A 26217-nucleotide genomic window follows, 5' to 3' on the forward strand; every position below is an offset into this window, starting at 1 on the left:
TCTCAAAACGCGATTTTTATTTATCAAATCATTTCGCGGGATATGATGTTTAATGTCGTAATTTGCTGAATATCTAGTTTTATTAAAGCACGATAAAATGCAGCAGGCAAATGCTAATCTTTTATATATTTATATATCAATATAGTAGAAGGTATTATGATTTATTAAAAGATTTTAGTAATCAATATTCCAAGGAAGATTAAAGACACAGAACCTGCTATACCAGTGAATATAACCTTACTGTTTAGGTTTTTGAATTCTGCAAAATTCACGCCTAACCCCAAACCTGCCATAGCCATGGAAAGAAGAAATACACTAGAATCAATTAGTCCACTTGTAAGTAGAGGCGGCAGTAAACCAATTGTGTTTACCAGGCACATAGCTAAAAATCCAAATATAAACCATGGAACAGGAAGGTTTTTTAACGTCATTCTTTCATCAGAAACGGAATCTTTTTTATAAAAGTAGGCCAGTATAAGTGCAACTGGTATCAACAGGGCAACACGCCCTAACTTTACTAGAATAGCAGTATCGCTGCTTTCCGCTCCCCCTGGTACTGCAGCTGCGATGACATGTGCCAGCTCATGTAAGGTAGAGCCGGTTAATAGGCCGTAATCATATGAATTCATGTCCAGGTAAGGATATAGAAATGAGTAAATGATAGTGACAACAGTACCGGCAATCGCAATGAATGCTACTGAGATAGCAGTTAGTTCTTTTCTTGCGCCTATTAACGGAGCTACAGCGACAATTGCGGCAGCACCACACACTGCTGTTCCAACTGCAATAAGGGCAGAAAGGTGCTTATCGATAGAAAGGAGTTTTCCGATATAGAGCATTACCGAGAGAGTAAAGGCAATCACAGCAATATCAATTATTATAATTGAATACCCAGCTGATATAATTTGTTCAAAGTTAAGCCGGAGGCCCATTAAAATGATTCCTGCACGAAGGAGGATTTTACTGCTAAAGGTAATGCCAGCCTGGCTATTTTCCGGGATGCCCATTAATCCTTTCCAGGCCATTCCCAGGATTATTGATATGATCATTACACCCATAACTGAAAAAAAAGGCAGTCTGGCTAACGACCCTGCTAAAACAGCCAAAACGGCCGTTAAAATAACTCCCTTTATCCACCCTGTGCGATTTCCCAAAGCTTTTTTCATTCTTAAGATTAGAATTTTTGTTGGAGTTAACTGTTCTATTTCATTTTTTTGCTTCCTGGCTCCTGTCATGCTCAAAGAAGTTCCCCCTTATTAAAAGACTATGTAGTATGTGGTTCCTGATTTCCTTTCAACAAAATTTCTTTCCACGACGTAATTAAATGCAATAATTGGTTTAGTGACCCAACCAATTCATTAATATTAAAACATTTTTTTTACAGATCAGCAAGATGTTTTAGAGAATTAACATTGAAAATTAAAAAAATAAAAAATATTCAAAAAACAGTTGCGTGCGAAAAAAATGCGTGCTTTACTATAAATATATTGGTTGGGTCACTCGACCAAAAGAATGGGGGTTTCTTAATGAGCAGTTCTGCACAGAAAGTTTCAGTAGCTGATGAGAGGCAAACAAGTACTCACAAATTTCTAATTCATGAGAAGGGGGATCATGTAGGTGTGGCTACCTCGCCGATTAAGGAAGGCGAAAAAGTAACCGGGATTTTCATGAACGATAATACAGAAGTCGAGCTGGTGGCAAATGGTGACATCCCGCTGGGACATAAGATTGCTCTTGTGGACTTAGGAGAAGGTCAACCGGTGCTTAAATATGGAATTCAGATTGGGCTGACTACCCAAGTATGGAAGCCAGGGGACTATGTACACACTCACAATATTAAAACGGCGAGGTGGTAAGGATGGAACAAAGATTGTATGGATATCGCAGAGAAAATGGAAAAGTGGGAGTAAGAAACCATGTCATCATCTTACCGGTTGATGATATTTCAAACGCAGCATGTGAGGCAGTGGCAAGACAAATCCAGGGAACTATGGCCCTGCCGCATGCATATGGCAGGCTCCAATATGGCCCGGATCTTGATTTGCATTTTAGGACAATGATTGGGATTGGTTCTAATCCTAACGTGGCAGCAGTTGTTGTGATTGGTATTGAAGAGAACTGGTCCAAGCTAATTGCAGATGGTATCGCTAAAACTGGAAAGCCAGTCTCATATTTTTCCATCGAAGGAAATGGTGATCTCGAAACAATAAGGAGAGCATCCTGGAAGGCGAAGGAATATGTACAGTGGGCTTCTGAACTACAAAAAGAACCTATTGAGCTGAAGGACCTGACGATTAGTATAAAATGCGGTGAGTCTGATACAACAACAGGTCTAGGTTCGTGCCCTACAGTTTCACAAGCTGTTGACCGGCTGTTGGATGCCGGAGCAACTGTATTCTTTGGAGAAACCTCAGAATTAACTGGAGGAGAGCATCTTATTTATAACAGGATGGCAACCGATGAGCTAAAAGAAAAGTTCATGAGGATTTATGACAACTATGTGGGAGAGATTGAATCCAAAGGAGTAGACCTGCTTGGCTCCCAGCCAACCCAGGGCAACATTGCCGGAGGATTATCAACTATTGAAGAAAAAGCGTTAGGTAACATTGCTAAAACGGGTACAAAAGAGGTCATCGGAGTATTGGATCCAGCAGAAAGCCCGGAGAACGGTAGCGGACTATATTTTATGGACACTTCATCTGCGGCAGCAGAGTGCATCACTTTGATGGCAGCAGGAGGAGCAGTACTCCATCTGTTCCCAACTGGGCAAGGCAACATCATTGGCAACCCAATAGAACCAGTTGTGAAGATTACAGCGAATCCTATCACTGCTGGTACGATGAGTGAGCATATCGACGTGGATGTGCAGGGACTTCTATCACGCAGCATTACCCTGGAGGAAGCCGGGGACCAGCTTATGGAAGTCATCGCACGAACAGTAAATGGAAGATTGACATGTGCTGAAGCATTGGGACACAAGGAATTTGTTATGACTAAATTATATCGTAGTGCTTAAAGAAAAATTGTTTAATAGTCTTAGCGGTGGAATAAGTATCAAATTCCACTGCTTCTATTAAACTTCTTTATGGGTTAAATTGACTGAATAGTTAGAATAGTATTGTTATCTTCTTCCTTATATGATAGTTTAAATAAAATATTGCTTCTGATTTTTTTATCCTTAATATGTAAGGGCTTACATTTATAAAGGAGAGGGCCGACTTGAAAAATTATTTAACTATATTGATAGTACTTATCTTGATAACTTTAAGTGGATGCTCAAATGCAGTTTCAGGAGAAGAAACAAAAGCAGAATATGTTCTTCGGTTAGGACACTTACAAACTGAAACTCATCCATACCAACAAGGTGCACTTAAGTTTAAAGAGTTAGTTGAAAAAAATTCCAATGGGAGAATCCGGATTGATATTTTTCCAAGCAGCCAATTGGGAAACGGGCGAGATCAGATTGAAGGCGCACAAATAGGTTCCATTCATTTTCATATCGGTTCTGTTGCTCCTGTAACCAATTTTGCCCCCAAATTTAACCTTTTGAATTTACCGTATCTATTTGAAAGTCGTGAACATGCCTTCAGAGTGCTGGATGGAGAAATTGGCAAAGAAATATCAACCGGATTAGAGAATAAAGGTCTTATTAATCTGGGCTATATGGAAAATGGCTGGAGACATATGACGAATAATAAAAAAGCGATAAAAACAGCACAGGATGCAGCGAATTTAAAGCTGCGCGTACAAGAGTCACCTCCTTACATTTCATTTATTAAAGCTCTTGGTTCCACCCCTGTACCTATTCCTTTCGGAGAATTATATACAGCACTAGAACAGAAGGTTGTGGATGGTCAAGAAAATCCACTTGCCCAAATTTACTTAAATAAATTTCATGAAGTTCAAGGCCATCTCACATTAACCGCACACAATTATGATGCAGCTATTCTTTTAATGAGCAAGACTACCTTCGATACATTACCTGAAGATCTCCAAAAAGTTATTCTCGATGCTTCAAAAGAAGCAATTCAGCATGAAAGAAAAGTCGCAATGGAAGAAGAAAATAAACTATTAGAGCAGCTTAAAGCCACTGATATAGAAATAGAAGAAAATCCTGATTTGGAATCATTCCGAAAAGCAGTCGAGCCCGTCTATAAGGAATTTGAAAAAAGCCTAGGCAAGGATTTAATACAGAAAGTTAAAGATATGAAATAAGGAGATGAGGAAATGAAAAATAATTTTCAAAAGTTAAGTTCAAAAATTGATGGCATTTCCCGATCGGTCATCATTTTCTTATTTGCACTTGCTTTCATTTGTACCGTTTACCAGGTGTTTTCTCGTTTTGTATTACAAAGTTCAGTAACGAAGGAACTCCTGCCATTCATCGATTTTTCTATTTTCAATTTCACCTGGATAGAGGAGTTAATTCGTTATTTATTTGTTTGGATTGTCTTCCTTGGTATTGGAACAGTTTATAAACACAATGGCCATGCAAAAGTAGAAATATTGATAAATGTTTTATCCGAGAAATGGAAAAATAGATTGCTAAGTTTAATTGAGGTCATTAATGTTGGATTGTTTATATTTCTGTCTATTTTCGGTTTAAGAATCCTTAAGTTTACAACTCTTCAAATTTCCCCTTCTTTAGGACTTAATATGACATTCGTTTACGTGGCAGTCCTGTTAAGTTCATTAATTTGTATGGTACATTCGTTCGCGCGTTTATTTGAAATTCTTTCAAAGGCAGATACTAGAATACCACTGAATAATGTTGAAGTTATTCCAGAAAACACAAATATGGGCTAAGGAAGTGAAACTAAGATGACAGTAGCACTTGTTGTTGTTTCAATATTGTTTTTGCTTATGTTGATAGGCGTTCCAATAGCTATCTCCCTTATCTGGGCCAGTGTAGCTGGTTTTCTTGCCAGTATATATTACATTCCATTAGAAGTGATTCCTCAAAGACTGATTACCTCTACCGATTCATTCCCGTTGCTGGCGATTCCTTTTTTCATGCTGGCTGGTGAATTCATGATGGCGGGCAGTATGGGCCAGCGAATAGCGGGATTTGCTTTTGCTTCAGTCGGATGGATAAGATCTGGATTGGCTCAAGTCTCTACCTTAACTAGCATGTTTTTCGCCGGAATTTCAGGATCGGGTGCAGCAGATACGGCTGCAGTCGGTAAAATGATGATTCCGATGATGGAGAAAAAAGGCTATGACACAGGATTTGCTGCAGCTACCGTGGCGAGTGCCGGGACCATCGCTGTTGTTATACCACCGTCCATTCCTATGATTGTGTATGGTGTAACAGCGGGAGTATCTATAGGCGATTTATTTACTGCTGGAATTATCCCTGGAATATTAATTGGATTGTCAATAATGCTGGTGAATTACTGGATTACTAAGAAGAACAATTATGCTGAAGAGAAAGGAACTTTTGAGTTTGTGTCTTTCAAGAAGGCATTTTTTGAAGGGGTCTTAGCATTAATCCTTCCATTAATTATTATTTTCGGTATTCGTGGAGGAATCTTTACTCCTACGGAAGCTGGTGCCGTAGCAGCTGCCTATGCATTCGTTATAAGTAAATTTGTATACAAAGATTTAAAATGGGAAGACGTGCCAACTACTTTTCTAAATGCGGCAAAAATGACAGCTATGATTGTTTTCATCATTGCAGCAGCGAATCTATTTGGGTGGTTATTGACAGCGGAACAAATACCACAGTTGATAGCAAAGGCAGTCATGGGTATTTCAGAAAACAAATATATTATCTTACTAATATTTAACATCATATTCTTTATAGCTGGATGCTTCCTTAATGCATCTGCTGCCATCACAATTTTAACTCCATTACTCCTTCCAGTTGCGATAGGAGTTGGAATCGATCCAGTATTCTTTGGTCTAATCATGGTAGTTAACCTTTCCATAGGTTTAATTACTCCTCCAGTTGGTCTGGATTTATTTATCGTACAAGGAATCGCTAATATTAAATACGACAAACTTGTTAAAGCGATTGTGCCATTTATTTTAATTATGGTATTTGATTTAATCATCATTACTTACATTCCAGCTATTTCAATGTTTTTAACAACTTTATAGGAAGCATAGGAAGCATAGTTCACCCTATGCTTCTTTTGATTTAGAAAAATAACATAGACCACGGGGGACATGGGGACGGTCCTCATGTCCCATGATTTATAATAAGATTACAATTATGCGCCATTTGAGAAACGCGACAAGGGAACGGTTCCGGTGTCTTGAAATAAGTAAAAATAGGTTGCTTTTTGAGACGGCAGAACCGTCCCGCTGTCGCGTCAACTCCTCTCTAAAAGCAAAGAATGCGCCAAAACTAAAGAATACAGTTAAACAACGATAGTCAGTATGACCGAATGTTTTATTATGGAGAAATCAATTGTAATTGTTATTTATTGGGTTAAAATTAAGGTAAATTCATTTGTAAAGTGAGGTTGGGTCCATGGGTTGGCATAGTGGGCTTCGTTAACACAAAATTTTAAGGAACAAAAATTCCTATTGAAACAGGCCTAAAGGTTGTATGGAATAAAAAAATATTAGAATTTGGTAGATTTTTTCAGTTTGCTGATCGTCGTATTATGTCGTATTATTAGATACAAAAAATTTGAGTGATTTAGGAGAGATGATAATGATATTTTTATGTATGGGCTATTTCAACCCTAAAAAAATGGATGCACGTCCAAGGGCAGAGATTGAGGCAGTTATGAGTGAATGTCAGCCGCACATTGAGAAATTTTATGATAGCGGTAAGGTTCTGCTTGATGCCGGTCTGGAGTCAGAGACCAAAAGCTTGCGCCGTGTGAACGGTAATGTTATCGTAACAGATGGTCCATTTACAGAAACAAAAGAAATGATTGGCAGCATTTTCATTTTTGAAGCAGAAAGCATGGATGAGGCGATCCAGCTAGCCTCTCTTCATCCGACGACGCAAGTCAGCAAAGGGGAAGAGTTTGACTGGCGAATTGAAATCCGTCCTGTTCATTACTTTAAGAATGATAAATGAGTTACCATGAGACATGGGGACGGTTCCGGTGTCTCGAAATAAGTAAAAATATGTTACTTTTTGGGGGCTTGACCACCGTCCCTCTGTTTTCACGCATTTTCCCCCGCTTTTTTTATTTGGTTAAGAGTGATCATTAATCCAGTCAATCCTGCAGCTAAGGAAGGTGGGATACTCCACGCAAGATAACCCCATTGCCCTGTAATCAATGATATGAAGAGAAAAAGAATAGGAAAACCTACTAATACTACTAAAGAAACAATAAGTGCAATCATGTTATTATTTTTCATAGCTAACCTCCATTTATCTTTTTCAAAAGGCACAAGCTTAACGAAAAGAGCCTTTCAAAACTCCCCCTACTCACTTTGCTTTTACATAAGTATTCTAGATAATGGAATTAATTACCTTCTTTATTGATGAAAACACGGAGCGGTACAGTGTTTCATAAATCGTAAGTTGAAACAGCAGAACCGTCCCCACGTTCTTTTTTCAAAAACCTTTTATTGATTGTATCGCGCGATAAAGGGACGGTTCCGGTGTCTCGAAATAAGAAAAAAAGTTGCTTTTTGAGACGGCAGAACCGTCCCGCTGTCGCGGAACGGGATGAAATGGTAGGATTGCTGACTGATCAAAGCCTTTACTGGGTGGACGAACAATTGGATTGTGAAGAAAATTGTTTTTTCGAGGAAGATGACGATAAAGAGTTACCTTGATTCTTTGCTGATTTTGTGAAAAGTTTTATAAAAGGTACTGAATTGACACTGACAATTGACTGCCGATAGCATTGCTGCCAAATTTCCACCTACTGATTAAGGATAATTAAAACCAGGAGAGAGATATTAACCTCTTCTGGTTTTATTTGCTTTTCTAACGTTACAAAAGGGATATCATTAAGGTACTCGAGGCATCCCTCTTTCCTAAGCAGCAACCCTTTTAAGGTGTTTTTCGAGTTACAAAAGGGCAATGTCGCTTTTTTAATAAGGCTTACGTATAATTAAACTATAGAAATAAATATACGATTCATTAGGAGGCCGAATGTTTCATGAATAGTGAACTAACAATGCCGACAAAAATATCGTTCAAATCTAATAGGGTTATGGTAAATGGAGAAGTTGTGCGGACAGCGATCTTCGCCAGATTCATGGTAACCGAGGTCCAAGCTGAATTAAACGAAAAATACTATCTTATTTTCTACAAAAATGCCCTTATCTATGGTGAGCAACTCGAAAAGGTTCAAAAAGGGTCATTTATTGATAAAATGCTGAATGAAGGGATCATCTTAGATCAAAAGCACCCGCTTCTGCCAGTACTAATTCCCTCTACAGCTTTAGCCATACCAGCTAAAAACAAGCTCTTCAATCATCTCCAGCGCAATTATTCCCTCGTTGAAATACCATGTATTGCCGCAGCACTCGACTCGTTTTTCTCAACAGAACAGCTCTTCAAACCGATCGACAATATCTTTTTCCACTACAGAAGAAACGGCAGTTTTTCCAAGGCCTTTCAATCGATCCATATTTTATCCGACTTATCTCCCTCCCTGGAAAACCTTAAAGAGCGCCTCCATTCCCGGGAATACAGCTCATATTCGAGTTTCTACACTACTTCTTCTTTATCGGCAATCCAAAAGAAGGACCCCTTATTTGCAGAGTTCCATTGCTTTACGAATCGGAAAAACACCGAACATTTTCAAATACTCGAAAAGATATTAAAAAACGAAGAGCGGTATGCAGAAGGGCTGTTGCTTTGGATTGATGACAAAAGGAATCTTACTTCTGAGTCCGTTAAGAGCCAAACAGAGTTGGCCTTGAAGTACATCCCCCTCGAAAATTGGATTCTAGTCTTATCCCATGCAAAAATAAATCCATATAAATGGGTACCGGAAGCTCGAACTTTCATTGAAGGATTGATGAGAGACGGGCAATATGAGAAAGCGGCAGTTTATTTATTCCCCTTCATTGAGGATCTGCCAGCAGAGTTTCATCAGGTCCTTAATGAACTTTGGAAGCATATTGATGCTGAATTTGTGTCTTCTCACTTGGATGAGTTTTTGTTGCTCCATCAACAAGTTGCTCAGGAAAATGACCTGAAGCAATTTGAACCAAGAATTCTGCAGCTGACAGCAAAGCTAATGGAGGCGCATGACTTGGCAGTTGTTTGTGAAAAACTGAAACCGATTCAGAAAAACTTTCCACATTCTATCATCATTCGAAAAATCAGTGAAATGGCAGCTCTTATGGAGAATCCAAACAGGATGATGGAATTGGGGAAATTTTACGCAGATTTTAATCAATATGATCAAGCAATCGAATGTTTCTTCTGGGAAATGGAACTCAACCCGGCGGATCCAGCTCCGGTCAGGCAGCTGTGCAAAATGTATCAGCACAAAGGCATGGTCAATGAGGCTTCAGCCTATCAGCAGATTTATACACAATTAAGGAGCGACCAGGAGACAGGCTAAAGTAGGGAAATGGCGACGTTTACAGTGTCTTGCATAAAGTGAAAATATTGTAGGGCGACAGAAATGTCCCACGGGCTCATGAATATAGTTCATGAGCCCGCAACCGTAGTATTAAAAATCAACATTGAACCACTTAAAGTTTATTAATGAGTATCCTTCGGGGTGTTTTTTTTTTATGTTAAGCTCAATGATACGCTGAATAGATTACCTACTCTGATGGGACATTGAGGCTGTTCTGGTGTTTTGTAAGAAAGTGTAATTTAGGGGGACATCAGAACCGTCCCCACGTTCTTTTTTTCCATAAACCTTTTATTGATTGTATATAGGATTGAATGATACACTCTAGGGTATGTGGATTTTGAAAGAGGTAGGTGATAGTTATAGTTAGCGAGCGAACTGCCATTAGAAATCTTTTCATTCTATGTTCTCTTATTTTTATTTTTATGGTTCCGCAAGAAGTCTTTGCGCATGCGACGCTTAAGATGGCTGAGCCTGGGCCGGATAGTGAATTAAAAGATTCTCCGGAAGAAATTGTTCTGTTATTTGATGAAAGACTTGAAAACGAACTCTATTCGATTAAGGTTTTTAATGAAAATGGGGAAAGAGTCGTCAATGCAAAACCGGAGATGAGTAAGGATCAAAAATCCATAAAGCAATTTTTGCCTGATCTGCCTGACGGAAATTATGTCATATCCTATAATGTCATTTCAGCGGATGGCCACCCAATCAGGAGTTCCTATGTCATCTCTATAGGGGAAGAAACGGTTTTCAAAAGGGATATTAACCAGGAAGTTTTAGAAAAACAAAAAAGTTCAGCTGGTTTTAATGTTTTCAGGTCGGTGGTGAGGATTCTTTATTTTATGGCATTGATCCTGACGACAGGCTGGATTGTCTGGGGATCCATCTATACTTTAAAACCAGAAATGAAGTCAACCTTTAGACAGAGGGCCTTTCTATTACAAATTGCGCTGTTCCTGACCACTTTGGGATTGGTAACCGTACAATTGTCAGATATACTGGAACGCTGGACACTGACTGAGGTACTGTCGATTTTAACCGGCACAACAGTAGGTCTATCTTTGGTATCTTCTGTGCTTTTATCTCTAGTAGGTTTTCCACTCTTACTTCGTTTCAAATCGGTCGATTTAATTTGGGTATTGATGGTGATTATCGCAAAGAGTTTTAATGGACATGCTGCAGCCTTTGAGTCGGAAATCCGCTCGATGACACTTGACCTTGATGTCGTCCATTTACTTGCAGCCGCCATTTGGGCAGGTGGCCTGTTGTATATTCTGACCTACTGGAAAAAGCAGAGGGAACACGTTAGACAATTCCTTCCATTCTTTTCGCAAGTTGCCTTAATCAGCATGCTTATACTGATTGGAACGGGATCAGCTTACACTTTAATCTTTGTACCGCAACTCGATTATCTGCTCCATACACTATGGGGAAAAATGCTTCTGGTTAAAATTGCCTTAGTCCTGCTTGTAATCGCAATTGGTGCAATTTTACGGTATACAATGAAAAAGAAAAATGAAGATTCAATCAGCACATTAGTAAAAATCGATTTCAGTTTGATGATCATGATTTTAGCGATTGTTGGTGTTATAACTTACTTAAATCCACTCCCGGAAAACGAACCATTGGAATGGAAAAAGCAAGATCGTAACCTTGAATTTACAACAACGATCTCACCAAAGACACCCGGGTACAATCATTTCAAGGTTACAGCAAATTCGCATAATGAAGATTTAGAGATTAAACGGATTGAGCTATTTTTAATCTATAAAGACAACCTTGAAATCGAGCCGATCCAAGTTCCTTTTTCCGAAATCGAACAGTCCAAGAACGTTCAATTCAAGATCAATGGCTGGTATCTTCCAATTGAAGGAAACTGGACCGCAGAGCTTCGAATCGTAGATTCAGAGGACAATGAGAAGGTATTCCATAAGGATTTTATTGTTTATTAAAAAATATTGGCTTTGTTAAAGGACAAAGTGTTTTTAAGAACGTGTTGATTGGGGCGGAAAGCGAAGCGCCTGGAGCAGAAATCAACAGACCAGTTTAACTGAGCCAAAAATAGAGGAGATTTCAAAATGAAAAAACTTTTAACATTAACGATATCAATGATTGGTGCGATCACTCTTTTTGTTGGTGTTGCAAGCGCGCATGTGACCGTTCAGCCACAGGAAACTACACAAGGAAAATATGAAGTATTCACTGTCCGGGTTCCTTCTGAAAGTGAAGATGTTCAAACTATGAAAGTGGAAGTAAAATTTCCTGAAGAAGTGAATATCACCCGCTTTGAAGCTAAACCAGGCTGGACATACGAAGTTCAAAAAGATGACACTGGAAAAATCACGAGTGCTACGTGGACCACTGAAGGAAAAGGTTTAACAGCATCTGAATTCGTTCAATTCAACGTGCAAGGAAAAGTTGCCGATGATGCTGAAGAGATTGTTTGGAAAGCCTATCAAACCTACAGTGATGGCAGTGTAGTTGAATGGGTTGGTGCACCTGATGCAGATAAGCCAGCTTCTTTTACAGCAGTGAATCCTGCAGATGGATCTGATCACGGACATGGAGGTGCATCAGCTGATTCTTCCAAAGATCACAGTGCTGCTGGAGACCTTAAAAATGACGTGGAAGCAAATACAGCAACCAGCAATGTACCGCTTTATCTTTCAATCGGAGCTTTAATTGCAGGATTGTTGGCATTGGTTCTTTCTTTGAGAAAAAGAGGCTAAATAAACCATTCAGGCAAGGGAATATGATTCTCTTGCCTTTTACTTATTCGGAGCATATAAGTCCCTACGCTTCTCTATGTTCTTCAATTCTGCTCATAATCTCGAAGGCTCCTTTAGATTTATTGGAGCAGACGACGGCGATGGTTTGGGTAGCTGGATAATACCCTGAATGGAAGCTGACTCCTGGGTCATAGCCCATCACATGGTATTTCATCACTTGATCATCTTTCATCTTAATCCATACACCGTATCCGTAATAGCCTGTTTCATTGACTTGCACGTGTGGTGTCAGTAATTTGTTCAATGACTCTGCGGTTAGTAAAAGTTGACCAAACAGCGCTTTCCACAGCTTAATCATATCTTTTACCGTGACGTAAGCTCCTCCGTCAGAGCCGCCTTTTACCGGAAGTGAGTAGATATTAGTTTTCCATGTCCCATCTGGTAGGTCGATATAACCTAAAGCCGTGTTCGACGGAAGGGCGTCAAAGGAGAAATAACCAGAATCAGTCATTCCTGCTCTGTTAAAAATATGTTCTTGAACATACTCAGTGAATTCCATCTGGGAGGATTGTTCCACGATCAGGCCTAATAATATGTATCCTGCGTTATTGTAGTGGAATGATTGACCTGGAGAGGATTTCATCTGCTCATTCTGGAACATAGGCAGGAAATCCGTTAGGCTTCTGATATGATACATCGGCCTCTTAATCCATAGCTCCTCAAAATCATCCATGACGTCCTCGTCGAAATAATCCGGAATACCGGAAGTATGCGTCAGCAAATGATGGATTGTAATCTCATCACTGAAACTAGGAAACTCAATATCAAGACAATCATTCAATCTAGTATCAAAGGTGAACTTGCCTTCCTCCACAAGCTGGCAAACGGAGATTGCCGTGAACAGCTTGCAGCCGGAAGCGATTCCGAACCGTGTTTCCGCATTGTTTTTTAATGAATCAGACCGATTTGCATAGCCAAAGCTGGCAGTGGCGGTGTGACCGGTCCCATCTTGAACCATCACCGCTCCTGAAAAATCATTCTTTGACTGAACCTCTTTAATGACTTCTTCTAAATTTTTCATAGGGATTCTCCTGACCTTTTCTAATCCGATGTTAACATGTGGTATCTTTCGAATATAGTAAAATATTACAAAAAGTGAAATGTGAAATCTATCCCTGCGTTCTTTACTTCTAGCAAAAAAGAATAATAGTATAATGAACTAACAAGGTTTGTTCTCTTTTGGAATGCTAGATACTTAAGGAGTTGGATGAAAGATGGGCGAAAGAGTAATCAAGTGGGGAATATTGGGAACAGGTCTAATAGCAAGTGCTTTTGCGAAAGATTTAGCGTTTGCTAAAAATACCGAAAAGACTGCTGTTGGTTCACGTACAAAAGAGAGTGCTGCCGAGTTTGCGGAGGAGCATGGCGTTTCACGTGCTTATGGAAGCTACGAAGAACTAGTGCAGGATTCGGATGTCGATGCCATTTATGTTGCTACGCCACACCCTTTTCATATGGAAAATGTATTGGCATGTCTTCGTGCTGGCAAGGCTGTCCTTTGTGAAAAGCCATTTACCATCAATAGCGGAGAGCTGGAAGAAATCATTCAGTTTGCCAGAGATCAAAAGCTTTTCTTGATGGAGGCTATGTGGACACGTTTCCTGCCTTCGATTGTTAAGGTTAGAGAATGGATTGACAGTGGGGAAATCGGCGAAGTCCTTTTAGTAAAAGCGGATTTTGGATACCGTGCACAGTGGGATCCAGAGTGGAGATTGCTTAATCCGGCCCTTGGTGGAGGAGCGCTGCTTGATGTAGGGATTTATCCCGTAACCTTTGCATCCATGATTTTTGGAACAAACCCAGAGAAGATTCAAAGCACTGCTCATATTGGTGAAACGGGTGTGGATGAACAGTTTTCCATTCTCATGTCCTATCCTTCTGGAAAGACCGCTACTCTTAACGGCGCCTTTCGAGTTGATTTAAACAATGAAGCCTACATACATGGAACGGAAGGATCTATTCGGATTCCATCATTCTTTAGTGCCAGATCAGCAACCTTGTACAAGGATGGTGAGGAAGTAGAGACATTTAATGATGACAGACAATGTGCTGGTTATGCCTTTGAGATAGAAGAAGTAGGAAGATGCCTGAGTCAAGGGCTTTTAGAAAGTCCTGTAGTGCCGTTGGATGAATCTTTAGCAATTATGAAACTGATGGATGAAATTCGCGGACAGTGGGGATTGAAATATCCGTTTGAGTGATGCCAGTTTGGCGTACCATATAAGATTTCAGGACGTCGGAACCTTCGAGGTAAGTGAGCTCGCTTATCTCTTTTTTTATGGGCCCAATATAAGCTTTGTAAACTCCCGACCATTTATTTCGAATGTGATTTTGATTGTTATTTAAAGTTTTAGAAAACAAACAAAACGGCTAGGTAATCTATGTTAAGATCTAAATGCAGAAAACTTACTTTGTTCCATGAACTGCTAGATTTGGAGAATAACAATCTATATTCAAATAAGTGGTGCAAAGTTTTGGAGGAGATGTGCAAAATGAAATTTCGGATAGCCAAAGAATTAAACGAAAGTTATAAAAGCCATGTTAATAATAAACTTTACGAATACAATTTAAGACATTTTCCAGAGGATTTAAGAGGAAGATACAAAGAAGTGAATCTAATTCTTTTAGATGAGAACGATCAGGTTCGTGGAGGCATTTTAGGGGAAGTGTGTTGGAATTGGTTGGAAATACATACACTAATGATTGATGAAGATTTACGAGGATCAGGTTATGGAACGGAATTATTAGTAGAAATTGAACGAGCTGCCCTAGAGAGCGAATGTGATTTTATAAAGGTGGATACTTTGAGCTTTCAGGCGTTAGACTTTTATCAAAATAATGGTTATGAAGTTTACGGTACATTGGACAATGTGGGAAAAGAATTTAAGCATTTCTATTTGAAGAAGGATATTTTAAGAGGGGAATCATTGTGAATATAGTTGAGGCACAACTAACGGATTTAAATGCGATTGTGCAAATAGATCGAGAGGTTATAGGTAATACGAGCAGACAAGGTTTTATTGAGGATGCTATTAAGCAAGGACATTGTATTCTTGTAAAAGCAAATAATGATGTTGCCGGGTTTTCGATTTATGATACAAACTTTTTTGAATGTACTTTTATTGCATTGATTATTGTGTCTCCTGCAAAAAGACGAAAGGGGTACGCAAGCCAAATGATGAATCATCTGGTTCGTACTTCTCCTACTGATAAAATATTCTCGTCTACAAATCGTTCTAACCAGAGTATGCAGAAAGTATTTGAAGCGAATGGATTTGTTGAGAGTGGTATAGTCGAAAACTTGGATGAAGGCGACCCTGAAATAATCTACTTTAAATCAAAATAATTCTTCCTTTAAAGGTTTTTTCGGTCATTGGGGCCAGGGAGCCTGTGGACGAACGTATGTGGTAAGTCTGCCTCATGAAATGAAGTTAATCATTTGGAGCGTAAATTACTCATCTGAAAAACTCAAGGCGAGCCACATAGTGGACTGGCCTTTCAAAGCTAACTATTGCTATATTACTTTTTCATTTCCAAGCTGTGATAAAGGGAGGAAACCAGTGCCCAGTAAATAGAGAAAATATGTGAATTTATCGGAAAGCAGAACCGTAAACCGACCCTCTGTCCCGCAATAGAACCTTCCCTCTGTCCCAAGTTGGTGAAACTTTATATCTCCTGATTCGTATACGTTAAGTACAAACTGATAAGGGGATTTTTATGGGAAATATAATTCTATTTGCGCTTATGGTTGGATTGGCATCTGCTTTAGTTCTGATTCCTTTTTCAAATAGGGAAAATTACGGCGGTAAAGTGAAATCATTGTTATTGATTGCTGCGATCGTCCTTTTTACGATTGTGACTTTTGCGTTTTATTATTTGTTTAATTTGGACAGGAATCTTTCTTCTTTATGGCCGTTTGCGATTTTGGTTGCGTTTGGCGGTACGGTATTTGCGGCTGGGAAGGAGCAGATGATTAAAGGGAGCTTGTTTTTGCTGAGCTTGCTTATTGGTGTGTATTTTATGATCGCGTTTCTTTTTAATGCCGAGGAAAAATATGAAACTTCTAAGATGGCGGAAAAGATGGAGATTTCGACGTTTGATGAGAAGGAAACACCGGCGAGTGTCCCACCACATTTTGCGCGCAATAAGATGAAAAAGGCATTCGGTCAGGTCCCGAACACAAGTTATTATGAGCTTGGGAATCTGCAAATCCAGAAGGTTAATGGAGAGTATGTCTATATCGCTCCTGTTGAATTCTCGGGCTTTTTCAAATGGTGGAATGGTGAGTCGACTCCGGGTTATTTTACCATCAGTGCGACCGATTCATCGGCAAATCCAAAATTCATGAAGTCGGAGATGGTTTATACACCTTCTTCCTACTTCAATAAAAATATCGAACGCCATATCCGGATGCAATATCCTGAGGCAATTTTTAACGGAGAAATGCAGCTTGAGGTCGATAACGAAGGAAAGCCTTATTATATCAGGACGTACGGCGAATTCATCTCTGCCCGGAACGGTTTTAAAGTGACAGGGGTTGTGGTCGTTGATCCTGATTCCGGGGATACGAAGGCGTATGCTTTAGCAGATGCACCTCAATTCATTGACGGCGCCGTTTCTCCAGAAGCGGTCAGTCTGCAAAACAGCTATTACGGTAATTACATTCATGGTTATTGGAACAGCTTGTTTGGCAAGACGGATGTGAAGCTGCCTTCTGATGAAGGGACCGAAGCCCAGGTCAGCCCGATTTTCAATGAAAATGGCGAAATGTATTATTTCACCGATTTTACCAGCCCGAAAGAAGGGGTCGACTCCATGCTCGGGTATTCACTGACGAACTCGAGGACCGGGAAAGCAACCTTCTATACGGGTAATCTTGAAGAGTCCTATATGGATTCCGAAGGGGCGCTTCAGATTATTGAAAAGAAGTTCATCGAGAAAAAGTGGCATGGCGAAATGCCGATTCTCTACAACTTTTATGGAGAAGCAAGCTGGCTGACATCAGTTCTTGATTCGAATGGCTTCCTGCAAAATTACTTTATCGTATCGGCAGCAAACCCGGAAATTTCGGTGTATGGAAATACTCCAAATGAAGCACTGAGAAAATATAAAACAGCACTGCAGCATGGCGGCGGCACGGTGGATGGCAGTTCGAAGGCAGAGGAGAAGCAAACGAGCGGAACCGTGCTGCGCGTCTACAAAGAAAAAACAGGCGACTTCACGATTGTCTCCATCCTGCTGGATAATAAGAAGAACTATATCATCTCATCAGAAACCAACCCACTGGCGATTTATCTGAAAGAAGGCGACCAGGTCAATATCAAATACATGGATACCGGCGAAACCTTCCTGCCAGTGAAAGAGTTAGTGATACAAGGTTTGTAGTAAAAAAATAGTGCCTGACACCCGGCGAGGAAATGCGTTATAGCACCGGGTGTCAGGCATTTTTTTATAGACAGCAAACAAATGGAAGGTGGCATGAGGGCACGCTGCCAGCGTTTGATAAATCATATAAATGGGAAATATTAGGAGTAGACTGAACCGTATCCTCTGTCTCTAGCTAAAAAAAAAAGCACTTAATCAAGTGTTTTTGTTGAGCAATATATATTTTGGTCTAGCTATTTTTATGAAAACTGTAGTCTTCCTAAGTTAATTATAACAGATAACCAATGGTGATTATAGACTGTTTCTTCTTATTTACTACTGCTAAAATGCAGTAGAGCTTTGATGAGGATTGTGGGAGGGATTAATATCAGGTAAAGAACAGTGGTCAGCATTCGCAGCATTAAAGAGACCAAAAATATAAGGTTAGGGGAAATGTGGAATGGGTTCTGTGGTTCTTAATTTTCAGGAAATGGATCAGACACAGCTTTGGCTTGTTGGCGGAAAAGGGTTGAATTTAGGGGAATTATCAAAAATTCATGGAATACAAGTGCCGGAAGGATTTTGTGTAACGACCGAGGGATATCAAAAAGCCATCGAACAAAATGAAACGTTTCAAGCGTTGTTGGATCAACTAACCCTGCTAAAAGCAGAGGACCGGGAACAAATTGCTGAAATCAGCAGGAAGCTTCGCCAAATCCTTATTGAAGTGGAAATCCCTTCTGATGTTGTGAGAGCCGTTGATCATTATCTCTCCAAGTTTGGTGCTGAGCATGCTTATGCGGTGCGTTCGAGTGCGACTGCTGAAGATTTACCACATGCCTCTTTTGCTGGCCAGCATGACAGCTTTTTAAATGTCATCGGAAAAGAAGCCATCTTGCAGCATATCAGCAAGTGCTGGGCTTCACTTTTTACGGATCGTGCGGTGATCTACCGACTGCAAAAAGGATTTGACCACAGACAAGTGTTTTTATCCGTTATCGTTCAGAAGATGGTTTTTCCAGAGGCTTCGGGGGTTTTGTTTACAGCTGATCCGATTACTTCTAACCGCAAGGTGCTATCCATCGATGCCAGTTTTGGACTTGGAGAAGCACTAGTCTCTGGCCTGGTAACTGCTGATAGCTATAAAGTGCGGGAAGAAGAAATCGTCGAGAAGAGGATTGCAGCCAAAAAATTAGCGATCTATGGCCGAAAAGAAGGCGGAACAGAGACAAAGCAGATTGATCCTGAACAGCAAAAGACTCAAACACTTACGGAACAGCAAATTTTACAGCTGGCCCGCATAGGAAGACAAGTAGAAGTGCATTTCGGCTGCCCGCAAGACATTGAATGGTGTCTGGTGGAGGATGAATTTTATATTGTCCAGAGTAGGCCAATCACCACGTTATACCCCATCCCTGAAGCGAATGATCAAGAAAATCGCGTCTATGTATCTGTCAGTCACCAGCAAATGATGAGCGACCCCATGAAACCATTGGGACTGTCTATATTCCAGTTAACAGCTTTACGCCCTATGCATAAAGCTGGCGGCAGGTTGTTTGTGGATGTAACGGAGCAATTGACTGTGCCTGCAAGCAGAAAATCTTTATTAGATACCATGGAACAAACCGATCCGTTCACAAAAAACGCACTCATGACCATAGTCGAGCGAGGCGATTTTATAAAATCATTACCGGATGATCAGGAAGAACTAGGTTCAAATAAAGGTTTTCAAGCACCAGTCATCGAAAACGATCCGACCATCGTTTCTGATTTGATCAAGGGTACTGAAATCTCAATAAACGAGTTAAAACAAACCATCCAAACGAAATCGGGATCAGATGTATTTGATTTTATCCTGGAAGATATCCAGCAGTTGAAGAAGAGTTTATTTGATCCAAGTAGCATGAGTGTGATTATGGGTGGGATGAATGCGGCAAAATGGATCAATGAAAACATGGAGAAGTGGTTAGGCGAAAAGAACGCAGCAGACACGCTGTCTCAATCGGTGCCCAATAATATTACATCGGAAATGGGCCTGGCGCTATTGGATGTCGCAGATGTGATACGTCCATATCCAGAAGTCATTGATTTCTTGCAACATGTAAAAGAGGATCAGTTATTTTATGAACTGGTTAAGCTTGAGGGTGGACCGGAAACCCGAGATGCGATCGAGGCTTATCTCAAAAAGTACGGAATGAGATGTGCCGGAGAAATCGATCTTACTAAAACTCGCTGGAGTGAAAAACCAACGACACTTGTCCCTATCCTACTCAGTAACATCAAAAACTTAGAGCACAATGCCAGCAAGCGGATCTTTGAGCAAGGGCGACAGGAAGCTCTGAAAAAAGAACTAGAGCTAGTAGATCGACTGAAGCCATTACCGGATGGGGAACAAAAAGCCCAGGAAACTAAACGAATGATCAGCCAGCTGCGGAGTTTGATCGGTTATCGTGAATATCCGAAATACGGCATGATTAATCGCTACTTCGTTTATAAGCAGGCTATCTTGAAAGAAGCCGAACGACTAGTAAAAGCCAACGTTATTCATGAAAAAGGAGATTTATACTATCTCACTTTTGAAGAACTTCACGAAGTCATACTGACTAAAGAACTCGATTACCAGATCATCAGCAAGCGCAAGGGCGAATTTGAATTATATGAAAAATTAACGCCGCCACGTGTGATCACGTCAGATGGAGAAATCATTACAGGTGAGTACAAACGAGAAAATCTCCCAGACGAAGCGATTGTCGGTCTGCCGGCTTCTTCTGGAGTGATAGAGGGCCGAGCCCGTGTCATCTTCAAAATGGAAGAAGCGGACCTAGAAGATGGAGATATATTAGTCACCTCCTTCACTGACCCCAGCTGGACACCATTGTTTGTATCCATAAAAGGCCTGGTCACAGAAGTTGGCGGAATGATGACACATGGTGCAGTAATTGCACGAGAATATGGCTTACCAGCAGTCGTCGGAGTGAATCATGCTACCAAACTAGTAAAAGATGGACAAAGAATTCGCATCCACGGATCAGAAGGGTATATCGAAATATTGTAATTGAACATGGGAGGCGGTTCTCGTCTGAAACAGCAGAACCGGCCCTCTTTTTCAATCTTTCCCAATATGCTTCAAAGCTTCTCTCCTGCTTAAGTTTGACAGGGGATATGTATCAGAAATTTCGATGACTTTCTCAGGGTTCTGTTTTGCGTATTCTCTTAATGCCCAGCCAATTGCTTTATTGATGAAAAATTCGTTTGTATGGCAGGTTCTTGCAATAATGTCCTCGAGCATAGCCGCGTCGGTTCTTTCCTTATAACCTAATTGGAATAGGATACAGGAGCGGATCAGCCAGAGGTGGCCGGAGGCGATCCATCTGTCGATGATTTGCTGCCGGTGCTGCGGGAATTTTTCAAGATAGTATCCGAAATGTTTTTTCGCTATGTGGTCGATCGTGTCCCACCAAGGCTTGGTCGTGATTATGTGTTCAAGCAGCTCGAGATCATCCTCTGTGAACTGTTTTTTCATTAAATCTAACAGGTAGAGCCCGGCAATCTGCATTTCTCGTTCTTCCAGCTCCCAGAGGGAAGTAATCACCTCATGTAATTCTTCTTTTGGCGGCAAGCCGTATGTCTTCACATGCTGTTTGAATACTTCCTTCAATTGTGGAGACCTCAGCCCAATGAACTTAAATTGATTCCGCATGTAATTGGATAGCTTGATTGCTTCCTCGCTATTCCGGTGTTTGAGGGCCGCTTCATATAACGCGTCAACATAGTTTTCCACTTTAGCTCCACCATCTCATGATTTATTTAATATCTTTATTGTATAGTTTACCTAAATGGGAAGCACCTATTTCTTGCGGTAAAAGAACATCTTCCTCGAGTCTTGGATATTGAAAATCTTCGCCTTAAAAGCAGGATAATTCTGCAAATTAAAGAATATAGATTTGTTATAAAATAGAAGGTTTAACAATGAAAGAGCAACTGTTATAAGGAAGGGATAATCATGAAGGTCGAAGCACTAAAAATGGAGCAACTTGAAAACTTGAAAGAATACTGTAAAAAACATCGAAAGGAACTGGATGATTCCTTTTTGTATGATGAGGACTTACATAATTTTAAGATTGATGGCGAAAATCCTACCTATATCTTGACTGACTCAAGCGGGAACATAAAGGGAGCTGCCTCTCTAATTCTGGATGACTATCATCGTAGAGGAAAAAGGGCCAGGTTCCGGATTTTTCATTCGGAATCGCATGACGGCCAGTACTATAAACAACTGTTCGAGGAGATATTGAAGCATACAAAGTCATTGGATCATGTTTTTTTATTTGTACCCTTGCTCAATCAGAAATTGAAGGATGTCATGGAGAAGCTGAAGTTTGACGTTGAGAGGTATACCTTTCTGCTGGTCAGGGAGGATTTGGAAGTTCGTGAACCGTCTATTCCAGAAGGCTTTGAGATTAGGAGTTTCAGACCTGGCACGGATGAGGATGCCTGGTGCATGGTAAGGAATGCTGCGTTCTCGGACCTGAAGGGAAGTGAGACGGCGATTACGCCTGAAATGGTCGCGAAAATGCCGTCAGAGTCTGATTACCTGGACGGCGGAATGATGATCCTTTTTGAGAACGAAAAGCCAGTGGGAGTCGTGAGAGGTTCGGATGATGAATATGAAGATTCACCCATTATGAACATAGGACCCCTGGCCATTTTGCCGGAATACCAGGGGAAGGGATTAGGAAGGGTCCTCTTAAGGGCGGCAATCCAGTTCTCCAAGGAAAAAGGATACAAAAGATGCGTGCTGTGTGTAAATGCAGACAACGAACAAGCAAAAGCCCTATACCTGCAGGAAGGTTTTGTGGAGGCAGAAGGGGTTGTGTGTTACCGATATGAAATGTAGGAGAGAACAAGGAGACGGTTCTAGTGTTTCATGAATCTTTATAGGATCTCTTGTGAAACAATTTCATCCCTGCCCACTTTCCTTTAAGGTCAAATCAACGGATGCAGAGCTGCGTGTCATGGTAAACCCTGACTCTGTAGAGGTCATTGTCTGGCAATCATTTAGTTACGTAGCCATAAAAAGAAAAACCACTATAAGTGGTTTTTAGTCGTGCATTGCTCCTGCCTCCCGGGAAGTCATTGCACCTTGACCTTCGGCTACATCTTTTTGGATTTGCTGTTTTACTTTTTCTGCATTTGTCCCCGAATATCCAGGTTGCATAACAGAACCTGAATTTCCTTTAACTTGTTGCTTCTTCTTCATATAAATCCTCCTTGGTTTTTGTTTTAACAAACCTATTATTTACAAAAAGGTACACAGTAAACACAAATCTCTCAACGGACAAAGGGACGGTTCTCCTATTAAGAACCGTCCCTTTGTGATTATTCATAAATATAACTGATGACATCCAAAGCCTGTTCAACAGTCTCTACTGTTACATTCGCTTTATTAGAAAGCTCTTTTAACGGATGAATCAATGATTCAGGCCTAACAATGATGGTTGGTTTATTCATCGCGATGGCGGTGCTGGCGTCCATGGCGGTGTTCCATTGTTTGTATTTTTCGCCGAATAGAGCGATGACGATATCGGATTTTGCCATTAAGACTTGTGTCCTAAAGTTGTTTATATCTGACGCTGCGTCATCCTTGTATACGTTGCCCGGCTGCTTGCCGAGGATTTCCTCGCCGATCTGGTCAGATCGGTCGTGGTTTGTCTGCGGTCCGACGAAGACTAAAGGCAGATTTCTTTCCTTCGCTTTTTTTGCCACCTGATCGCGCCAATCATCGTGAATCTGTCCCGCTAAATATACGGTTAATTCCATCCAAACGCCTCCTAAGAATTATTTTCTAGCTTCATCATATAAAACTTTACTTAGGATTCAAAGGAATTAGGAGCAGAGGAAAGGTTCTCTTGTTTCAAGAACAGGAGAACCGTCCACGTGTTTACGGGGAGTTCAATGGAAAAGAAGGTATTTGAGAGTTTTTATTGAAACCCTTAATTATAAGGAGGGGGATCAATATGTCAGTGACAAAAATACAGTCTATTACAGAACTTGGCGAAATTAAGTTGGTGGGTTTTCGAGTTTTGTGTCCTGGTGACCAATATATAGTTGAAATACCCAAAGCATCCTTACGATTAAGCGAGCGCATTATTGAAATAAAACAGGTTACGAATCCTTTACATCAGTATGGTGCATTTGTAGTGAAAAATGAATGTGCCAACGAAGATGGGTATTGGATTGGTGTGGAAGTGAACGAGTACGAAGAAATCCCAGCTGGCATGGTAACCCTGATAGTCCCATCTCAAAAATACGCCGTTATTAGACATAAAGGGGCAAATGACAAAATAATGGATTCTTATAATGAATTACATAAATGGATTGATGATAACAACTATCAAAGGCTAAAAAATAAATGGCATTTAGAAAAGTTTTATAGTTGGAATGACCACGAAAATGTAGATGTAGAATGGTTTGATACCATAAGTAAATAACAAGGCACATGGGGCCGGTTCTCTTGTATTCTAAAACAAGAGAACCGGCCCCATGTTTTTTGCCAGGGTTTAATTATAATGATCCAAATTTTGTGGCAGATAGGGCCCCGGCTTTATTTGCAAACTTGGTATAATCCGTTAATTGAGTTTCGGTTTTAGGAATCCCTCTGTCATGAAAACAGGATAGAAGGGCAGCCATAAATGCGTCGCCGGCACCTGTTGTATCGACCGTCTCAACTGAAATTCCAGGAACATGCACCATAATATGTTTATGAATTGCATACGCTCCGTCCTTTCCTTTTGTGATAAAAAGGAATGGAATCTCCATTTTCGCTACATGCGCCAACCCTTTTTCTAGCGTTTCCGTTTCTGTTAAAAATAGTAACTCATCTTCAGTCATTTTTACGATATCTGCCTTGTTAACATAGTATAAAATCGTTTCTCTGCACTGATTCTCGCTTTCCCATCGTTTCAGCCGGATATTTGTATCAAAAGCTATTTCCATTTTCTCTTCTTTTGCATATTGAAGAGCCTGTTCGGTTGTTTTTCTTGCGATTGGGTGAAAAAGAGTGCCAGACCCGAAGTAAAAGATCTTACTGCGCATAAACGGCTTTTTATCAAGTTCCTCCGAGGTGAGCCATTCATCAGGAGTTTCGTTTATGTACGAATGGAAATGACGCTCTCCAATTGGATTCAAGTGAATATAAACAGAGCACATTTTCTTTTTTACATGATAAGAACTAAAGGAAAGATCAACATCTTCTTTCATTAATTTTTCCTCAACAAATTGACTGGTCTCATCCTTCCCCAACTTGCATAAATAAAAGGAGGGAATGCTATGTCTCCTAATCCCGACAGCTACATTAACCGTAGCGCCCCCTAATAATCGCTGAAACGTTGTATTAGATGGATCTGTTGCTATAAAGTCAACGATCGCTTCGCCTATTGATGTAATACCTTTCTTATTCAAGTTGTGGCTCCTTTCAACACTCTCAATCTACATGTTTTACAGATATTTTAACAGAAACACGGTGACGGTTCTTGTGTTTGTCTCTATGAGAATCTTTCGAAAAATTACAAATTTATCTATTATTTGTAAACATATTCTATATAATAGATTTAGCAGTGCCTATATATTACATAAGGTTGGGGGCGAGACATTTATGTCTAATGAGAATGAGGTTTTATTAAATAAAGCGGAACAAAACAAACCAAAAGTGAGAGTGGAAAGGAAAGAGGGGGAACCAACTTCGGCATTTAAAGGGGCTTCCTGGGGAGCTCTGTTAGTTGGGGTTTCGGCTTATCTGATCGGTTTGTTCAATGCAGCGATGCAACTGAACGAAAAGGGATATTATTTTGCCGTTTTGATATTTGGGCTGTATGCAGCGGTATCTTTGCAAAAAGCAGTGAGAGATAAAGAGGAGGACATACCCGTTACGAATATCTATTATGGTATCAGCTGGTTTGCGCTTATTGTATCGATTTCATTGATGGCAATCGGCCTATACAATGCAGGAAGTATAGTTTTAAGTGAAAAGGGCTTCTATGCTATGTCATTCGTTCTTAGTATTTTTGCAGCGATAACCGTCCAGAAGAATATTCGAGATACACAGAGAGCAAGAGAAAGAGATTGATATTGATGAAGTATTAAAGGTGCGCTAGTCCGTATAGGATTGGCGCACTTTTTTGTTGTTTTTTTCTAATTTGCTATTAATCCTCTGGCCAATAGTTCACTTTTGAGGATTCCCAAAAAATCCGAGGAAAGATTTAACTGTAAGGCTTTTCTGTAGGCTGTAAGTAGTAATGCATCATCTAGTGTTTTTAGTGTAGTCATGTAAAGGATATCTCCTATTGATACAACTTTATAACTATATTAATAGGGATTACTGGAATATGGTCCTGAAATATATGAAAACTTTGTGAATTAATACTTGGACATTGATTCAATAGCTATTGGGGGTTTCACCTATACTGGTAATCCTGAAATGTATATTGTTTACTCTCAACCTTACAAGCTATGTTGGCTGATCCTGCTGACAGGATTGGAAAAATTACTTA

At 40.2% G+C, this 26217-nt stretch carries 25 protein-coding genes; 17 read left to right on the forward strand and 8 right to left on the reverse strand.

The window, feature by feature from the left end; all coding sequences use genetic code 11:
* Window positions 1-164: 164 nt before the first annotated feature.
* Window positions 165-1235, reverse strand: a complete 1071-nt coding sequence (locus tag M3204_RS11470) for a YeiH family protein (RefSeq protein WP_251482338.1) — start codon at window positions 1233-1235, stop codon at window positions 165-167.
* A 291-nt stretch (window positions 1236-1526) separates the two neighbouring features.
* Here M3204_RS11470 and M3204_RS11475 point away from each other — a divergent pair, with 291 nt between their 5' ends.
* From M3204_RS11475 to M3204_RS11500, 6 genes are all read left to right on the forward strand, one after another.
* Window positions 1527-1856 carry a UxaA family hydrolase gene (locus M3204_RS11475; RefSeq protein WP_251481692.1) on the forward strand — a complete coding sequence of 110 codons (330 nt, stop codon included), beginning with the start codon at window positions 1527-1529 and terminating at the stop codon, window positions 1854-1856.
* Window positions 1857-1858: 2 nt separating this feature from the next.
* The gene (locus M3204_RS11480) at window positions 1859-3016 is read left to right on the forward strand and encodes a UxaA family hydrolase (RefSeq protein WP_251481693.1); all 1158 of its coding nucleotides are present in this window, start codon (window positions 1859-1861) and stop codon (window positions 3014-3016) included.
* A gap of 203 nt (window positions 3017-3219) precedes the next feature.
* Complete coding sequence (locus M3204_RS11485) at window positions 3220-4215, forward strand: DctP family TRAP transporter solute-binding subunit (RefSeq protein WP_251481696.1); 996 nt, start codon at window positions 3220-3222, stop codon at window positions 4213-4215.
* Between the two features lie 12 nt (window positions 4216-4227).
* The gene (locus M3204_RS11490) at window positions 4228-4806 is read left to right on the forward strand and encodes a TRAP transporter small permease (RefSeq protein ID WP_251481698.1); all 579 of its coding nucleotides are present in this window, start codon (window positions 4228-4230) and stop codon (window positions 4804-4806) included.
* A 15-nt stretch (window positions 4807-4821) separates the two neighbouring features.
* Window positions 4822-6102: a TRAP transporter large permease gene (locus M3204_RS11495; protein ID WP_251481700.1), complete on the forward strand. Its 1281-nt coding sequence runs from the start codon at window positions 4822-4824 to the stop codon at window positions 6100-6102.
* Between the two features lie 562 nt (window positions 6103-6664).
* Window positions 6665-7039, forward strand: a complete 375-nt coding sequence (locus M3204_RS11500; protein WP_251481703.1) for a YciI family protein — start codon at window positions 6665-6667, stop codon at window positions 7037-7039.
* 89 nt (window positions 7040-7128) lie between these two features.
* On the opposite strand, the gene M3204_RS11505 is transcribed toward M3204_RS11500, so the two are convergent.
* A complete protein-coding gene (locus M3204_RS11505; RefSeq protein WP_251481706.1) occupies window positions 7129-7326 on the reverse strand; it encodes a hypothetical protein in 198 nt (65 codons plus the stop codon).
* Between the two features lie 752 nt (window positions 7327-8078).
* Here M3204_RS11505 and M3204_RS11510 point away from each other — a divergent pair.
* The 3 genes from M3204_RS11510 (at window position 8079) to M3204_RS11520 (ending at window position 12244) form a co-directional block, all read left to right on the forward strand.
* Window positions 8079-9497 (forward strand): hypothetical protein, encoded by a 1419-nt coding sequence (locus M3204_RS11510; protein WP_251481708.1) that lies wholly within the window; start codon window positions 8079-8081, stop codon window positions 9495-9497.
* Window positions 9498-9940: 443 nt separating this feature from the next.
* Window positions 9941-11467 carry a copper resistance CopC/CopD family protein gene (locus tag M3204_RS11515; protein WP_285856943.1) on the forward strand — a complete coding sequence of 509 codons (1527 nt, stop codon included), beginning with the start codon at window positions 9941-9943 and terminating at the stop codon, window positions 11465-11467.
* Between the two features lie 126 nt (window positions 11468-11593).
* Window positions 11594-12244: a YcnI family copper-binding membrane protein gene (locus M3204_RS11520; protein WP_251481712.1), complete on the forward strand. Its 651-nt coding sequence runs from the start codon at window positions 11594-11596 to the stop codon at window positions 12242-12244.
* Between the two features lie 64 nt (window positions 12245-12308).
* Here M3204_RS11520 and M3204_RS11525 read toward each other — a convergent pair whose 3' ends face one another.
* Complete coding sequence (locus M3204_RS11525) at window positions 12309-13325, reverse strand: serine hydrolase domain-containing protein (RefSeq protein ID WP_251481713.1); 1017 nt, start codon at window positions 13323-13325, stop codon at window positions 12309-12311.
* Window positions 13326-13518: 193 nt separating this feature from the next.
* Here M3204_RS11525 and M3204_RS11530 point away from each other — a divergent pair, with 193 nt between their 5' ends.
* The 5 genes from M3204_RS11530 (at window position 13519) to ppsA (ending at window position 20723) form a co-directional block, all read left to right on the forward strand.
* Window positions 13519-14505 carry a Gfo/Idh/MocA family protein gene (locus M3204_RS11530; RefSeq protein ID WP_251481715.1) on the forward strand — a complete coding sequence of 329 codons (987 nt, stop codon included), beginning with the start codon at window positions 13519-13521 and terminating at the stop codon, window positions 14503-14505.
* Between the two features lie 291 nt (window positions 14506-14796).
* A complete protein-coding gene (locus M3204_RS11535) occupies window positions 14797-15237 on the forward strand; it encodes a GNAT family N-acetyltransferase (RefSeq protein ID WP_251481717.1) in 441 nt (146 codons plus the stop codon).
* Entirely contained in the window at window positions 15231-15650 is a 420-nt protein-coding gene (locus tag M3204_RS11540) for a GNAT family N-acetyltransferase (RefSeq protein ID WP_251482341.1), read from the forward strand. Before M3204_RS11535 ends, M3204_RS11540 begins: the two co-directional genes overlap by 7 nt.
* A 371-nt stretch (window positions 15651-16021) precedes the next feature.
* Window positions 16022-17689: a hypothetical protein gene (locus tag M3204_RS11545; RefSeq protein ID WP_251481718.1), complete on the forward strand. Its 1668-nt coding sequence runs from the start codon at window positions 16022-16024 to the stop codon at window positions 17687-17689.
* A 439-nt stretch (window positions 17690-18128) separates the two neighbouring features.
* Window positions 18129-20723 (forward strand): phosphoenolpyruvate synthase, encoded by a 2595-nt coding sequence (ppsA, locus tag M3204_RS11550; protein WP_251481721.1) that lies wholly within the window; start codon window positions 18129-18131, stop codon window positions 20721-20723.
* A 51-nt stretch (window positions 20724-20774) separates the two neighbouring features.
* Here ppsA and M3204_RS11555 read toward each other — a convergent pair whose 3' ends face one another.
* The gene (locus tag M3204_RS11555; RefSeq protein WP_251481724.1) at window positions 20775-21449 is read right to left on the reverse strand and encodes a DNA alkylation repair protein; all 675 of its coding nucleotides are present in this window, start codon (window positions 21447-21449) and stop codon (window positions 20775-20777) included.
* A 222-nt stretch (window positions 21450-21671) separates the two neighbouring features.
* Between M3204_RS11555 and M3204_RS11560 the strand changes: the two genes are divergently transcribed.
* A complete protein-coding gene (locus tag M3204_RS11560) occupies window positions 21672-22565 on the forward strand; it encodes a GNAT family N-acetyltransferase (protein ID WP_251481727.1) in 894 nt (297 codons plus the stop codon).
* A 204-nt stretch (window positions 22566-22769) separates the two neighbouring features.
* Here M3204_RS11560 and M3204_RS11565 read toward each other — a convergent pair whose 3' ends face one another.
* Window positions 22770-22928 (reverse strand): hypothetical protein, encoded by a 159-nt coding sequence (locus M3204_RS11565; RefSeq protein WP_251481730.1) that lies wholly within the window; start codon window positions 22926-22928, stop codon window positions 22770-22772.
* A gap of 119 nt (window positions 22929-23047) precedes the next feature.
* Window positions 23048-23488, reverse strand: a complete 441-nt coding sequence (locus tag M3204_RS11570) for a YtoQ family protein (RefSeq protein ID WP_251481732.1) — start codon at window positions 23486-23488, stop codon at window positions 23048-23050.
* Window positions 23489-23685: 197 nt separating this feature from the next.
* Here M3204_RS11570 and M3204_RS11575 point away from each other — a divergent pair, with 197 nt between their 5' ends.
* Window positions 23686-24159: a GyrI-like domain-containing protein gene (locus tag M3204_RS11575; protein ID WP_251481735.1), complete on the forward strand. Its 474-nt coding sequence runs from the start codon at window positions 23686-23688 to the stop codon at window positions 24157-24159.
* A gap of 73 nt (window positions 24160-24232) precedes the next feature.
* Here the strand turns inward: M3204_RS11575 and M3204_RS11580 are convergent, their stop codons facing one another.
* Window positions 24233-25129 (reverse strand): carbohydrate kinase family protein, encoded by an 897-nt coding sequence (locus M3204_RS11580; RefSeq protein WP_251481737.1) that lies wholly within the window; start codon window positions 25127-25129, stop codon window positions 24233-24235.
* A gap of 193 nt (window positions 25130-25322) precedes the next feature.
* On the opposite strand from M3204_RS11580, the gene yiaA reads away from it, so the two are divergent.
* A complete protein-coding gene (gene yiaA / locus M3204_RS11585; protein ID WP_251481740.1) occupies window positions 25323-25793 on the forward strand; it encodes an inner membrane protein YiaA in 471 nt (156 codons plus the stop codon).
* Between the two features lie 65 nt (window positions 25794-25858).
* On the opposite strand, the gene sda is transcribed toward yiaA, so the two are convergent.
* Entirely contained in the window at window positions 25859-25993 is a 135-nt protein-coding gene (sda, locus tag M3204_RS23865) for a sporulation histidine kinase inhibitor Sda (RefSeq protein ID WP_353056037.1), read from the reverse strand.
* Window positions 25994-26217 lie beyond the last annotated feature (224 nt).

The organism is Mesobacillus subterraneus (assembly GCF_023715485.1).
GTDB lineage: Bacteria > Bacillota > Bacilli > Bacillales > Cytobacillaceae > Mesobacillus > Mesobacillus subterraneus_B.